The sequence below is a fragment of the Nocardia sp. NPDC047038 genome (genome assembly GCF_040644075.1).
Lineage (GTDB): Bacteria > Actinomycetota > Actinomycetes > Mycobacteriales > Mycobacteriaceae > Nocardia > Nocardia sichangensis.
Map to the genome: position 1 here is coordinate 32771 of NZ_JBEYVQ010000025.1, position 12677 is coordinate 45447.

The 12677-nt window shown below is 67.6% G+C and carries 14 protein-coding genes; 8 read left to right on the plus strand and 6 right to left on the minus strand.

The window, feature by feature from the left end:
• Window positions 1-425: 425 nt before the first annotated feature.
• Window positions 426-1697, plus strand: coding sequence for an FAD-dependent monooxygenase (locus ABZ824_RS37145; RefSeq protein WP_356969296.1), 1272 nt, complete (start codon window positions 426-428; stop codon window positions 1695-1697).
• Here ABZ824_RS37145 and ABZ824_RS37150 read toward each other — a convergent pair.
• The gene (locus ABZ824_RS37150) at window positions 1660-2250 is read right to left on the minus strand and encodes a helix-turn-helix domain-containing protein (RefSeq protein ID WP_356969298.1); all 591 of its coding nucleotides are present in this window, start codon (window positions 2248-2250) and stop codon (window positions 1660-1662) included. The two genes, ABZ824_RS37145 and ABZ824_RS37150, sit on opposite strands and share 38 nt — an antisense overlap.
• Before the next feature lie 87 nt (window positions 2251-2337).
• Between ABZ824_RS37150 and ABZ824_RS37155 the strand changes: the two genes are divergently transcribed.
• On the plus strand, window positions 2338-2721 hold the full coding sequence (locus tag ABZ824_RS37155) for an ester cyclase (protein WP_355074170.1): 384 nt from the start codon (window positions 2338-2340) through the stop codon (window positions 2719-2721).
• Between the two features lie 50 nt (window positions 2722-2771).
• Here the strand turns inward: ABZ824_RS37155 and ABZ824_RS37160 are convergent, their stop codons facing one another.
• The 3 genes from ABZ824_RS37160 to ABZ824_RS37170 all read right to left on the minus strand — a co-directional run bounded on the left by ABZ824_RS37160 (window position 2772) and on the right by ABZ824_RS37170 (window position 5530).
• Window positions 2772-3569, minus strand: coding sequence for an SDR family oxidoreductase (locus tag ABZ824_RS37160; RefSeq protein ID WP_356969300.1), 798 nt, complete (start codon window positions 3567-3569; stop codon window positions 2772-2774).
• A 110-nt stretch (window positions 3570-3679) separates the two neighbouring features.
• Window positions 3680-4123 carry a pyridoxamine 5'-phosphate oxidase gene (locus tag ABZ824_RS37165; protein ID WP_355074173.1) on the minus strand — a complete coding sequence of 148 codons (444 nt, stop codon included), beginning with the start codon at window positions 4121-4123 and terminating at the stop codon, window positions 3680-3682.
• Between the two features lie 159 nt (window positions 4124-4282).
• A complete protein-coding gene (locus ABZ824_RS37170) occupies window positions 4283-5530 on the minus strand; it encodes a TIGR03618 family F420-dependent PPOX class oxidoreductase (RefSeq protein ID WP_356969302.1) in 1248 nt (415 codons plus the stop codon).
• A gap of 139 nt (window positions 5531-5669) precedes the next feature.
• Here ABZ824_RS37170 and ABZ824_RS37175 point away from each other — a divergent pair, with 139 nt between their 5' ends.
• The 3 genes from ABZ824_RS37175 to ABZ824_RS37185 are packed head-to-tail and all read left to right on the plus strand — an operon-like array spanning window position 5670 to window position 7675.
• Entirely contained in the window at window positions 5670-6425 is a 756-nt protein-coding gene (locus tag ABZ824_RS37175) for an ArsR family transcriptional regulator (protein WP_356969304.1), read from the plus strand.
• A gap of 11 nt (window positions 6426-6436) precedes the next feature.
• The gene (locus ABZ824_RS37180) at window positions 6437-6844 is read left to right on the plus strand and encodes a VOC family protein (protein ID WP_355074179.1); all 408 of its coding nucleotides are present in this window, start codon (window positions 6437-6439) and stop codon (window positions 6842-6844) included.
• 12 nt (window positions 6845-6856) lie between these two features.
• A complete protein-coding gene (locus tag ABZ824_RS37185) occupies window positions 6857-7675 on the plus strand; it encodes a TVP38/TMEM64 family protein (protein ID WP_356969306.1) in 819 nt (272 codons plus the stop codon).
• Here the strand turns inward: ABZ824_RS37185 and ABZ824_RS37190 are convergent.
• A complete protein-coding gene (locus ABZ824_RS37190; protein ID WP_356969308.1) occupies window positions 7584-8183 on the minus strand; it encodes an SLATT domain-containing protein in 600 nt (199 codons plus the stop codon). The genes ABZ824_RS37185 and ABZ824_RS37190 overlap by 92 nt on opposite strands.
• 826 nt (window positions 8184-9009) lie before the next feature.
• Here ABZ824_RS37190 and ABZ824_RS37195 point away from each other — a divergent pair.
• The 3 genes from ABZ824_RS37195 to ABZ824_RS37205 all read left to right on the plus strand — a co-directional run bounded on the left by ABZ824_RS37195 (window position 9010) and on the right by ABZ824_RS37205 (window position 11744).
• Window positions 9010-9624 carry a hypothetical protein gene (locus ABZ824_RS37195; protein ID WP_356969310.1) on the plus strand — a complete coding sequence of 205 codons (615 nt, stop codon included), beginning with the start codon at window positions 9010-9012 and terminating at the stop codon, window positions 9622-9624.
• Window positions 9625-9863: 239 nt separating this feature from the next.
• The gene (locus ABZ824_RS37200) at window positions 9864-10646 is read left to right on the plus strand and encodes a sigma 54 modulation/S30EA ribosomal C-terminal domain-containing protein (protein WP_356969312.1); all 783 of its coding nucleotides are present in this window, start codon (window positions 9864-9866) and stop codon (window positions 10644-10646) included.
• A 120-nt stretch (window positions 10647-10766) separates the two neighbouring features.
• Window positions 10767-11744 carry an acyl-ACP desaturase gene (locus ABZ824_RS37205; protein ID WP_356969313.1) on the plus strand — a complete coding sequence of 326 codons (978 nt, stop codon included), beginning with the start codon at window positions 10767-10769 and terminating at the stop codon, window positions 11742-11744.
• A 35-nt stretch (window positions 11745-11779) separates the two neighbouring features.
• Here the strand turns inward: ABZ824_RS37205 and ABZ824_RS37210 are convergent, their stop codons facing one another.
• On the minus strand, window positions 11780-12676 hold the full coding sequence (locus ABZ824_RS37210) for a glycosyltransferase (RefSeq protein ID WP_356969315.1): 897 nt from the start codon (window positions 12674-12676) through the stop codon (window positions 11780-11782).
• Window position 12677 lies beyond the last annotated feature (1 nt).

A 12677-nucleotide genomic window follows, 5' to 3' on the forward strand; every position in this document is an offset into this window, starting at 1 on the left:
GTGCGGATCCGAGCGGTTACCTGGACAGGTCGTGGGACGGGCTGCGGTACCTGTTGGAGTCGGCCGAAGCGGGAGGCCGCGCGCTGCTCAGCAGGCGCCCAACTGCGGAACCGATCGACGGCGACCCGTCACGGCCGGATAGGAACAGCACGTAGCCACGCCGGGCCGTCACGGATTTCCCATGGCCGCACGCCGATCGTATGAACGGTTCCTGCCGACCGTGAACGCTGACATTTGTTCAAGACGAATCTTCGGTCGCCCAGCAAGGTAGTCCCTGCACGGACCGTCCGAAGGAGAACCAATGGCTGAGACCAGCGCCGCTGCGGCGTCGAGTCGGTGTTCGGATCCAGATCCGAAGTGGCAGTGGAGTTTCGGATCGAAGATGCCCAACTGATCGGCGATTTCAGCAAAAGGGAGGCATACTCATGCGGATCCTCATCTCCGGTGCAAGCATCGCCGGACCGGTGCTGGCGTACTGGCTCACCAGGCACGGCTTCTCCGTCACCGTCGTCGAACGCGCGCCGACCCTGCGCAAGACCGGCGGCCACGCGGTCGACCTGTTCCGGCCCGCGATGGACATCTCGCAGAATATGGGCGTGCTGGCGCGCATCCAGGAACGGGCCACCGGCACGAACCGGATGACACTCCACCCCGAAGGCGCGGGGCGGCCCGCCAGCGTGGATCTCGCCAAGATCTTCGGCGCCACTTCCGACCGACACGCCGAGATCATGCGCGACGACCTCAGCGAGATCTACTATGACGCCGCCTCCGACGACGTCGAATATCTCTTCGGCGACTCGATCACCGCGATCTCACCCGAGGGCGAGGTGCGGTTCGAGAAGTCCGCGCAGCGCCGCTTCGACCTCGTCGTCGGCGCGGACGGGCTGCACTCCACCGTGCGCCGCCTGATCTTCGGCGAGGAATCGCGCTTCAGCGCCTTCGCCGGGGCCTATCTCGGGGTGATGACCCTGCCCGGCGCCTACGGCTGCGACAGCGAACTCCACATCCACGTCGGTGTCGGCCGCACCGCAGGGATCTACGGTGTACGCCACCTCGGCGAGGCGCGTGCGTTGTTCCTGTTCCGCGGCAACCGCGAACTCGACTACCACCGCCACGACGTGTCACGGCAGAAAGAGCTGCTGCGTAGAGCATTCCACGGTTTCGACACCGACGTGGACCGCTGGCTCGACGAACTCGACCACACCCCGGCGTTCTACTTCGACTCCATCACCCAACTCCGCATGGACACCTGGTCCCGAGGCCGGGTGACGCTCGTCGGCGACGCGGGCTACTGCCCCGGCCCGGCCGTCGGCGGCAGCACCACGCTGGCCGTCGTCGGCGCGTACGTCCTCGCCGGAGAACTCGCACGAGCGGGCGGCGACCACGAGCGCGCCTTCCCCGCCTACGAACACGCGATGGCCGAACACATACGCGGCGGCCACGCGGTCGCGCTCAGCGCAGCCAAGACCCTGATCCCCACATCCCGCCTCGGTGTCTCGGGACTGGTGCAGGCCACCCGACTGTTATCCGCCCTGCCCGCAGGCCCCGGCCGCGCCTTCCTCCGCCTCGCCACCAAAAGCACACGCGTCTACAACGCTATGACCGTCGACGACTATCCACCACCGCCCACCGCATCAGGAGGCCTGGGTGGCGACCCGTTCAGCCCTCGGACGTCAGACCCTCGAAGGTCAGGGTGAGCAGACGGCGAGCATGGTCGGCATCGCCGTTGCCCGCGTGTGCGATCGCGGAGACGAGGGTCATCAATTCGGTCACCTCGAGATCGGCTCGAATGAGACCGGCGGCTTGGGCATCCCGCAACAGCGGCATGGCAGCGGCATCGGTCATGCGATGCCACGCTGCGACTTCCGGGGTTTCGTCGCCGTCGCGAAGTCCATATGCGTTGACGAACGCCTCCCGCAAGCCTCGGCTGACCGCGATGTGATCGATGACCGCATTCAGCCAGCCGAGCAAGGCGTCACCGGCCGCATCGCCGCCCGCTAGCTCGGTGGCCGCGGCACACAGCGCGTCGATCCGCTCGCGGTACACGGCCGTGATCAGGTGCCCGCGTGTCGGGAAATGCCGGTACAGGGTGGCATTGGCGACACCGGCGGCGCGAGCGATGTCATCGAGCGAGGCGGCGGCGCCGAAACGATTGAACGCGCGCTCCGCGGCGGCGAGGAGCCGGTCACGGTTGCGCCGGGCGTCGGCGCGCGGCCGCGCGCCCGGGGACGGCTCGGAGGTGGTCGGCACGAGATCTCTTGTCTATCCGGGGACAGTCCCCGTATCGTACGGCACCATAGCGGGGACAGTCCCCGTTTATCGGTTCAGGAGAGTGACATGAACAATCCGCTGAGCCCGGCCGCAGTGAGCGAGGCGATCATCGACGCCAGGGCGACCGGTGATCTCGACACCGCGCTGAGCTACATCGCCGCCGAATCGCGGGACCAGGGACAGTCGATGACCCGGGAAGACTGGCGGCGGAAATGGCAATCGATGTGGACCGGCGCGCCGGATCTGCAGGTCGTCGTGGAAGCGACTATCGAAAGCGGAGAGTGGGTCGCGCACCGGTACACGGTTCGCGGCACGCACACCGGGGATTTTCTCGGCCTGCCGCCGACCGGTCAGCGATTCGAGACGATGGGCATGGACATGATCCGAGTGCACGACGGCAGGCTCGTCGAGCACTGGATGGTCGCGGAACCCTTCCAGGCGGCCGGATAGGCGACAGAGCGCGAGCTACGCGCGGGCGAAGTTCGCCCTGCGCGGCGCTCTCAGTAGAAGACCGGACCCGGGACGCCGCCGCCGACCGCGATGGCGTCGCCGGTGATCGCGATACTGCGGGGTGACGCGAGGAAGGTCACCACGTCGGCGACTTCAGCGGCGTCGATGACCCGGCGCAGCGTATTCTTCGCCAGCTCGGCTTCGAGTTCGGTGACCGTATTCCCCGACTCCTCGGCTTGCGCGGTCAACCGCTGGGTCAGGCGTTCGGTCCTGGTCAGCCCCGGATGCACGACCGTCACATTGATGCCCTTCGGACCGAGCTCGTCCGCCAAATTCTTGGTCAATGCCGAGACGCTGATGTTCCGAATCGTCTGGGCGATGGAATTCGCCTGGCGCGCACCGAGTCCACTGATGTTGATGATCCGACCCCAGCCCTGCTCGACCAGATGAGGGGCGACCGCGCGTGCGGTGCGCAGATATCCGAGCACCTTGATCTCCACTTCACGCCGCACCACATCGTCGCTGGTGGCCGCCAGGTCGGCGCTCGCGCCCGCACTCCACGGCGTGGCGGCGGAGTTCACCAGGATGTCGACGCCGCCCAATTCGGCGACGGTGCGCTCCACCAGCGCCTCGACCTGGCCGTCGTCGCCGGTGTCGGTCGGTATCGCGACCACTCGCCGACCCGTCTCCTCGGTCAATGTCCGGGCAGCGGCCGCGAGCGGTTCGGCCGCACGCGCCGCGATCACCACATCCACACCTTCGTTGGCGAGCCCGCGAGCGACAGCCAATCCGATCCCTCGGCTGCCGCCGGTCACGATCGCGCGTTTTCCATCCAGATCGAGATTCACCAGGCTGACGCTAACAAGCCTGTCGATCCCGGTAACCGATCCCGCTCGACATGATCGGAACTACGCGCTGCCCCGCGTCCATTTCCGGTTCTTCCGGGGCGCGGCGAAGCTCAGCCGTTGCCGTAGACGCGATCCGGCGAGATCAACACCACCGCCCGGCGCTCGGCGGCCATCACTCTGTCGTACTCGTCCCAATCCTCGTGCACGCCACCGGCCGCGGTGAACACCTCACGCAGCAGCAACCGCAACCGCTCGGCATCGACCCCGGGGGCCGGGTCGTCCGGACCGGCGATCCATACCGGCCCCTCGGCGGCGCACCATTGCCAACCGACACGGACCACGATCGTGGCACGCGCCCGGGCCCGCAGGTTGTCCAGTTTGCGCACGCCGCCGCGTACCACCATGCCGACCACGTCGGCACCGGTCGCCGGGTGTCGCAATACGCCGGCGTTGACCAGCGACGACTGGATCGTGTTGTCGGCTCGAAGGGTGGAGACGACGCAAAGTCCGTGGTCACCGGCGATCAGCCGGGCGAAGTCCGCGAGATCGGTCACGCCGAAAGTCTACGTACTCGAGCGGGCGCGGGCCGTCGGTAACAGCGAGTTGCGCAGTGCCGCTGATATTTTCCGCACAACCCGCTCGGTAACACACCCGGCCACGCCATGCGCGCGCCGTGGCAGTGCTTGCTGCCCGGGCTCAGAGAAGATCGCGGCTCAAAGTCGGCCGACGATTCGTTCGGGCGTAACCCGGACGACGACCATCGGAGTATCCCCGTAGGTGGCCGCGGCTTCCGGATTGTGCTCGCGATAGGTCTTGCCGGTGTACTTCAGCGCCAAACGATCCCGTATTTCGAGACCGCCTTCGGTGGACAGGGTCGCGGTACCGTGGATCGCGGCGTAGGTGTAGGGCTGCTCGGGTGGGTTGACCAGCACGCCGACTCTGGCGTCACGGCGCAGGTTGCGCTCTTTGCGACTGCCCTCCCCCACGACGAAGAGGACATCGTCCCCGTCTCGCAGTATCCACACCACCGACTGATGTGTGCTGCCGTCGGGCTGGATCGTGGCAACGACACCGAATACGGGCGAGTCGAGGACCTGCCGCAACCTGGCCGGGGAAATGCCCGACGCCGCCGACTGCAACCGTCCGAGCAGCTTCGTCGTCTCGCCGTACAGTCGCGCGGCCGCGGCGGTGTCGAACTCGGGTCCGTGCACGTCCAACGGCTGTCCCTGCGCGATCGCGGTCAGCGCCTCGACCGGCGGATCATCCAGTATCGCGAGGATCGGGCGGATGGCCTCGTCGATCGGTCGTGCGGTGTGGCGCATCGTTTCGATCCTGGCCGCCATCTCGGCGTCGTAGTCGCCGGACAGGGCGGTATTCACCACCCCCGGATGCACCAGCACGTATCGCACTCGCGCCGACGCCGGCCTGCGCGCGAACTCGATGCCGAGCAGATCGTTGAGCTGACCGCCCTGCGCGAGCGCGTGCAGGCCGTGGTAATCGCGCTCGAGACCCAGGTCGTCCCAGCGGATCTCGCCGGTTCCGCTGCCCGGACCGGCCACATTGACGATGACCGGGTTCGGGGCGGTGTTCAGCAGGTCGATCAGTTCGTAGCTGAGCACGAATCGGCTCAGGTAGAACAGCGCGAAGGTGTATTCGAACCCTTCCGCGGTCACCAGCCGATCGGACCGGTAGTGCCTGGCACAGAGCACCAGGGCATCCACCGTGGTGAAACGGGTTCGGATGGCGTCGATGGCGGTGCGGGTCGCACCGATCGAACTGAGATCCGCGGGCACGAAATGCGCACGGTCGCCCGCCCCGAGCTCCTCGGCTGCCGCGAGAAGGCTCTTGCCTTTCTCGGCGTCTCGCCCGACGACCACGACGGCGTCTCCAACGGCAAGCCGCTTCAGGGCGACAGCCCGGCCGATCCCATCGGTACCACCAACGACCACAACATGTTTCATGACACGAAGTTAACCGACTAGTTCAAATAAGTCATCTTAGTAGTACTGCTCATCACACTATTTGGTTCAATGAAGCCGAACTACGGACCGAGCAGAGATCGGTATATACATCAAATTGGTTTGATGTAATGTGGGCGAGGTGGGTACCACGGATCGAGTGCCGGTTCCGCTGCTGATGCGCATGACAGCACATCCGCTGCGGTGGGCGTTGATGACCGAGCTGGCGGCGAGTGATCGCCGGGTGCGGGAGCTGGTGCAAGCGGTCGGGGAGCCGCAGAATCTGGTGTCGTATCACCTACGGCTGCTGCGGTCGGCCGGGTTGGTCGACGCGCGCCGCAGCAGTTTCGACGGCCGCGACAGCTACTACCATCTCGACCTGTCCCGGTGCGCGGCCGCATTCGGTGACGCCGCGGTTGCTTTGCATCCGGCGCTGGCTCCGTCCGGCCGCCCATGGCCGAAGGACTGTTCGGTGTTGTTCCTGTGCACCGGTAACAGTGCCCGGTCGCCGATGGCCGAGGCACTGCTGCGGCACCGCGTGACCGGCGTCCGGGTCGCCAGCGCGGGCAGCCATCCCAAACCGCGGATCCATCCGAACGCGGCGCGGGTGCTCCGGGAGGACTACGGGATCGACCTGGGTGCACAGCGACCGCAGGCGCTCGATGCGGTCGCCGACCGCCGCTTCGATTACGTGATCACGTTGTGCGACAAGATCCGCGAGGTACCCCGCGACCACGGCCGCGCCGTCGCGACGCATTGGAGCCTGCCCGATCCGGCCACGACCGGCGACACCGACCGCGCCACATATCCGGAGTTCCGTCGTCTCGCCGGCGAACTCGACACCCGCATCGGGTTCCCACCCATGCCCACCCCCATGTCCTCGGCACACAACAACTAGGAGATCCGGCCATGACCACGACCGCACCGATCGAACTCGCCCGAGTCCGCTACCTCATCGACGATGTGGCCGCGGCGGTCGAGTTCTACACCACCCACCTCGGGTTCACCGTCGACTTCGACGCCTCCCCGGCCTTCGCCGCAGTGGTGCGCGGCCCGCTGCAGTTGCTGCTGGCGGGGCCGAAGAGTTCGGCGGCACGCCCGATGCCCGATGGCGCTACCCCGGAACCCGGCGGCTGGAATCGTCTCCAGCTGGTCGTCGACGATATCGCCGCCGAGGCCACGCGGCTGCGAGCCGCGGGCGTCACCTTCCGCAACGACATCGTGGACGGCCCTGGCGGGCAACAGGTGCTCCTCGAGGACCCCTCCGGCAACTTTGTCGAACTGTTTCAGCCCGCGCCCCGCCCGACAGCACGCTGAGAGCATCGACTCATGCCGGTCGACAAGCTCGCCGCTGGTGTAGCGGCCACCGATGGTCACCGCGCGCCGCGGTGGCGTGATCCGCGGCTGATCGCCGTCGTGCTGCTGCCGGTCGTGTTCGTGGCCGGCGCGGTACTCGTTCCGCACCTGGGTGCCGACCAGATCCGCAGTTGGGCACAAGAAACCGGTCCGTGGCTGCCGCTGGTGTTCTTCACCGCGCACGCCGCGGCGACCATCGTCCTGCCACGGATCGCGTTCACTCTCAGCGCCGGACTGCTGTTCGGTCCGGTCACCGGCGTCGCCGTCGCGATCGCCGCGACCACGGTCAGCGCGGTCGTGGCGTTCCAGCTCGTGCGCGTGGTCGGCCGCGAGGCCGTCGCGGCCCGGCTGCTGACCCATCCGGCGGTCGCCGCGGTCGACCGGCGCCTGGCCCGCCGCGGCTGGCTGGCGGTGGGGTCGCTGCGGCTGATCGGCCCGGTGCCGTTCGCGCTGATCAACTATTGCGCCGGCCTGTCCTCGGTCCGGCTCGCGCCCTACCTGGTCGCCACCGTCGTCGGCGTGCTGCCAGGAACGATCGCGGTCGTCGCGCTCGGTGACGCTCTGACCGGGCACACCAGCCCGGCCTTGCTCGCGACCACCGTGGCCTGCGCCGCGATCGGAGCGGCCGGACTGCTCGTCGATGCCCGTCTCGGCGCCGACGAACCAGTAACGAACGCGCCTACGACACCGGCAGCCGGCGCTACCTCCGATCCAGCCTGCTCATCCGCGGATGCGCCGACAGCTGCAATTGCCCGGTCCAGCTGTCGGTTTCGTGTGCGATCACCTCGTTGACCCGGTAGGAGAAATCCCGCAGCAGTCCCATCCTGCGGTCGATCTCCCCATTCGAATTGGCGGGCGCGCGGGAGACCGAAGCCCACTCGAGTTGGAAGTCGCACAGCATCGCGTTGATCGACTGCGCGCTGCGGATATCGCGCGCCCACGCCGTCGAGACACCGAAGAACCGGTCGCATGCCGCGCTTCCGGCGGCGCAGGCGAGCAGGATGTATCCCCAGCTCGGGTCGATGGCGTGGACTCCGGCGGTGGTCAGCAGGGGCACCAGGATTCCGAGTAAGCCGAGCACGATCATCGCCGCGGTGAGGGCTAGGCTCGCCCGCCGCTTCGTTAGACCGTCCCGCGAATACCACTCGCGCGCGTCCATGGCGTACGCCTCGACACGTTGGAACAGCCGGGCAAGGGTCTCATCGGAACTCGACCAGTCGGCGGAACGGAGGTCCAGCGAACGCGGTACTCCGAGATCCTGCGAGCGATCCCCGCCGATGGGCGATCGGTGCTCTGTCACGGCCCGTACTGTATCTCGCCTACGGCTCCAGAATCACCTTTCGGCCGTTTGCCAGGCGGCCGGAGCGGCGTCGGCAACCCCACTCGGCACGTCCGATCGGCACCGCCGGATGCACCGTTTCATGTTGTGCGGCAAGGTTTTTCAGCTCGCGGCTAGATCGTGGACTGATTCCGCATCGACCGCGCCGAGGTGTTGCGATGCGTGGATCGACGAAAGTTGCGACTTAGTAACGGATTCGGGCGACGCGTGGTCTCCAGGTAAGTCGCCGGTCAATTCCGGCACCGCTGCCGGAAAGATTGCGACGGCACCGAATCGGATTGTGCTACAGATTTTTCGACGGCCGCCTGCGATCCGGGCGAACGGCGCCGCACCGATCCTGTCCGACGTCGGCAGAATGCACCGAACTCTTCCCGAACGCGGTAGTCCGTCTGCTCGAATGTTCACACAGACCTGGAAGCCGAAGTGCCGGGCGAAGGGTGGGGTGGCCGGGTGAGCCGATCTCCATTTCCGCACCTGCGCCCAGGCGCCCCACCGAGATTTCAAAATCGCGCTGATCGCAACCATTCTCCGAGCGTTCGGCAGCTCTTAACGTCCGGATAACCCTGCTGCCTACCGTGCGTGAGGCCGACCGCAGTCGGGACCGCCCTGTCCACCCGGGTTCCCGACGGCGAACCCTTGTCCTCGAGTTCGGAGCGAAGTGCAGCCAACGCCGTGGTCAGCAAAGGACACTCGACTCGAGCGAGAACCGAGCGCGGCGCCGGGACGGCACGGCCAATTCCGTGCATCCCTGTCGGCGTTGCGGGGCCACTGGGGCTACCTGTGCGCCGTGGCCGGCAGTATCGTCACGCTGATCCTGCTGTTCCAGCCGTGGCTCAGGGCTGTGGGCGCCGACGGCAAAGCCAGTGCCGATGCCTTCGGCCGGATCACCGCGACCACTTCCTACCTGAACGTCTGGTCGTCGTCGCAGCCGCCCACCGCGCGGATCAGCGGCGCCCTGGCACTGCTGTCCGCGGGCGCGATCGTCCTCACCGTCTGCGTGGTGGTGGTGAATCTCCGGCTTCGCACCGAGGTCCTGTCACGCACGGCGACGGCGTGCGCGGTGACGACCGCGGCGCTGGTCCTGCTCACCGTGCTCTACGTCAACAGCAAGGCTCCCGAGCTGCGCGCCATGCTCGCCCGCTCCACGGACTTCGGCGGGCAGGTCGGCATGGTGACGAGTTGGGCGTTCGGCAACGGCAGCCTGATCGCGCCGGGAGTCCGGCAGGTCTCCTACAACACCGCGGGACTCACCCACTGGGCTCTGCTCGCAGGTATCACTTCGCTGGGCTCGGCCGTCATCGCCGTCGCCCAATGGGCCTACAACCGTCCGGCCAGGTCGCTGCGCCTGCCGCGGCCGGCGGCCGGTGCGTGTTCCCGCGAACCGGCCGGACGCGTCGAGTGAGCAGGCCCGCGGGCCACCTCACGCTCCGCTGACGCCTCGATCTGCCCGCCGGCCGGACACATGGCCGGCCGTCGCATCGGCGGCCTCCACGATCCCGCGCGACGGACGGCCGATCGCCGAGGGACTTCACGATGCTGAAAGTAATCGGCGTAGCGGACTTTCGGCCCTACGGGCACGACCCACGCTGCGGGCACAGTCTTGCCAGGTGAGTCGGTGGGGCGAGAGCAGTGGAGGATGGGATGTCGCTGGTGTCGGAGGTGTGGTCGTCGACGTCGTTCCCGGAAGTCGCCGTGTTCGCCACCGGCCGGGTACCGGCCCTCGAGCGGGAGCGCTTCGCTGGTACGGTCGGCCGTCTGCTGCGGCGATTCCCTGTCGCGGGCGCCGCCCGCCTGCGGATCACGGCCCCGGACCACGACGACGGCCCGATGGTCGTCCAGGTGAATCTGTCCGTCGGTGACACCTGCGCGCGGATCCAGACGTTGGCGCATCGTCGTGGTGACGCGTTGCCGACGGTGATCCGGTTGCAACGGCAGATCAAGGCGTTGCAGAAGCCGTGGGAGCCGCGGCCGTGGCCGGATTCGGACCGTCGGCCGCTGGACACACCCGGCCCGGGAGAACTGGTCCGCCGCAAGGCGGTTGCGCTGATGACGGGCTCGCTGCCCGCGGCGACGGCGCTCTTGGACGCGATGGATTACGACGCGCATCTGTTCACCGATGCCGAGACCGGTGAGGACGCCGTCGTCTACCGCGCCGGACCGTTCGGGCTGCGGATGGCGCGCCAGCACAGTGTCCATACGCCACACTCGATCGTCGGCAGTTCGGGACTGTTCACCATCAGCCCCCGACCGGCACCGGAGCTCACCGAAACACGAGCAGCGGAACGGGTATGCGAATACGGGTTGCCGTTCCTGTTCTACACCGACCCACCGTCGGGACGCGGCCGTCTGATGTATCGCCGCTACGACGGCGGCCTGACGCTCGTCGCACCCCGCACCGGCGCCATCGACACGGCGACCGCCTGAAAGTCGTCACTTCCCCGGCGTTATCCGTCCGGCCTCGGTCGTCGCTGATCGCGACCGGGCCGGGCCGGGCCGATCATCTCTCCCTTCCGAAGCAATGCGCAAAGAAAGGCGGACACGACGTTGGCGCGTGATCTGACACAGCTGGAGATCCTCACCGAGCTCGAACCTTTCGCGGGTGCCGCGTTGAACCGGCACCTGTCCATGGTCAAGGAGTGGCATCCCCACGACTACGTGCCCTGGGACGAAGGACACAACTTCGCGATGCTAGGCGGGATCGATTGGGAGCCAGGGCAATCACGGCTCTCGGAGGTGGCGAAGGCGGCCTTGATCACGAATCTGCTCACCGAGGACAACCTTCCGTCCTATCACCGCGAGATCAGTGCCGGCTTTTCCCGAGACGGCGCGTGGGGGTCGTGGGTGGGACGATGGACCGCCGAGGAGGCCCGCCACAGCATCGCCCTGCGTGACTACCTGGTCGTCACACGGGGCGTCGACCCGGTCGCGTTGGAGAACGACCGTATGGCGCACATGTCCACCGGCTTCGGTGCGCCGGTGGAGCGAGCGGACACCGACTTCGACGGCGGGTTCCTGTACTCGGTGGCGTACGTGTCCTTCCAGGAGTTGGCCACCCGCATCAGCCATCGCAACACGGCGGCGGTCTGTGACGACCCGGTCGCCGACCGCATGCTGCAACGCATCGCCGCCGACGAGAACCTGCACATGATCTTCTACCGCGGCATGTGCGGCGCCGCCTTGGATCTGGTGCCCGATCAGGCCATCGAAGCGATCGACCTGATCGTGCGCAACTTCCGGATGCCGGGCACCGGCATGCCCAACTTCCGGCGCAACGGCGTCCTCATGGCCAAACACGGCATCTACGATCTGCGCCAGCACCTGGAAGAAGTGCTCCAACCCGTCATCCGGCAGTGGAACATCCTCGACCGCGACGACTTCGGGCCACGCGGCGAGCAAGCCCGCGAACGACTCGCCGCCTTCTTGGACGACCTCACGGAAGTGCGCATTCCCCGGTTCGAGGAACAACGCGACCGTGCCCTCGCTCGGGAAGCACGCCGGGGTGTCGGCGCCGCTGCGGGATAGTACGCCCGGGTAGGTCCTCCCCGCCGAGACGACCGTCAGCCCACATAGCGACGCGCGGGGGAACGGCGCTGCGATTCTTCCAGCAGAACGAGGCCCGCCTCCACTGGCGGTGGCAGGACTTTTCGTTCGCGCAGCACCCACGGCACCCCACGCAGTGTGTCCAGGACGGCCGCGGCGGTCGTCAGGTCGGCCGGAGCCGATCCGAGTACGACGGCGGTCCGCCGGGCGGCGCTACGGGCCGGGCGGCGCAACCACAGCGTCCACAACGTGTTCCGGATGCCGAGCCTGCGACGGTGCGTCGGATCACGGGTGGTGGACGGCTCGTGGTGGATCAGGATGTCCTCCATCCAGCACATCCACCAGCCGTGCGCCGCGAGGTCGAGGGCGAGCAGTTCCTCTTCGCCCGCGAACCACAGACGCCGGGAGAAGCCGCCGACCTCCCGGAACGCGCTGACCCGGAAGGCGGACAGCGCGGCCATCACGCCGAGCAGCGCGGGGCCGGGCAGCCAGTCGGGCCCGACGACCGGTGAGTCGCGCAGTTCCGGCGTGATCGGGTCTTCTCGGAGATCGGGGGCGACCAGGCATCGTCCGGTCACCGAGCCGAGGCCGGGGTATCGGTCGAGCACATCGGCGGCGCGGGTCAAGGCGCCCGGCTGCCATCGGGTGTCGTCGTCGCAGAACGCCACATACGGCGTTGTCGTCCGCTCGACCGCGATATTCCTGGCCACCGCGCCCAGGTTCTCCGCCGAGCGGATGAGTATCACCGAGGGGAAGGCCGCGGCGACCGCGTCGGCGGTGCCGTCCGCGGACCCGTTGTCGACGAGGATGATCGGCGCCGCGTCGGGCAGCGCGGTCATGTGCGCCAAGGTGCGCAGCAATTGTTCGCGCCGGTTGCGGGTCATGATGACGACCGTCATTCGTTCCGTGACCATC

Excerpts from the sequence above, each read along its gene's own strand:
- ABZ824_RS37200 (WP_356969312.1), top strand. The coding sequence starts at position 9,864 with ATGTCGCTGGTGTCGGAGGTGTGGTCGTCGACGTCGTTCCCGGAAGTC.
- ABZ824_RS37185 (WP_356969306.1), top strand. The coding sequence starts at position 6,857 with ATGCCGGTCGACAAGCTCGCCGCTGGTGTAGCGGCCACCGATGGTCAC.
- ABZ824_RS37145 (WP_356969296.1), top strand. The coding sequence starts at position 426 with ATGCGGATCCTCATCTCCGGTGCAAGCATCGCCGGACCGGTGCTGGCG.
- ABZ824_RS37210 (WP_356969315.1), bottom strand. The coding sequence starts at position 12,676 with ATGGTCACGGAACGAATGACGGTCGTCATCATGACCCGCAACCGGCGC.
- ABZ824_RS37180 (WP_355074179.1), top strand. The coding sequence starts at position 6,437 with ATGACCACGACCGCACCGATCGAACTCGCCCGAGTCCGCTACCTCATC.
- ABZ824_RS37155 (WP_355074170.1), top strand. The coding sequence starts at position 2,338 with ATGAACAATCCGCTGAGCCCGGCCGCAGTGAGCGAGGCGATCATCGAC.
- ABZ824_RS37170 (WP_356969302.1), bottom strand. The coding sequence starts at position 5,530 with ATGAAACATGTTGTGGTCGTTGGTGGTACCGATGGGATCGGCCGGGCT.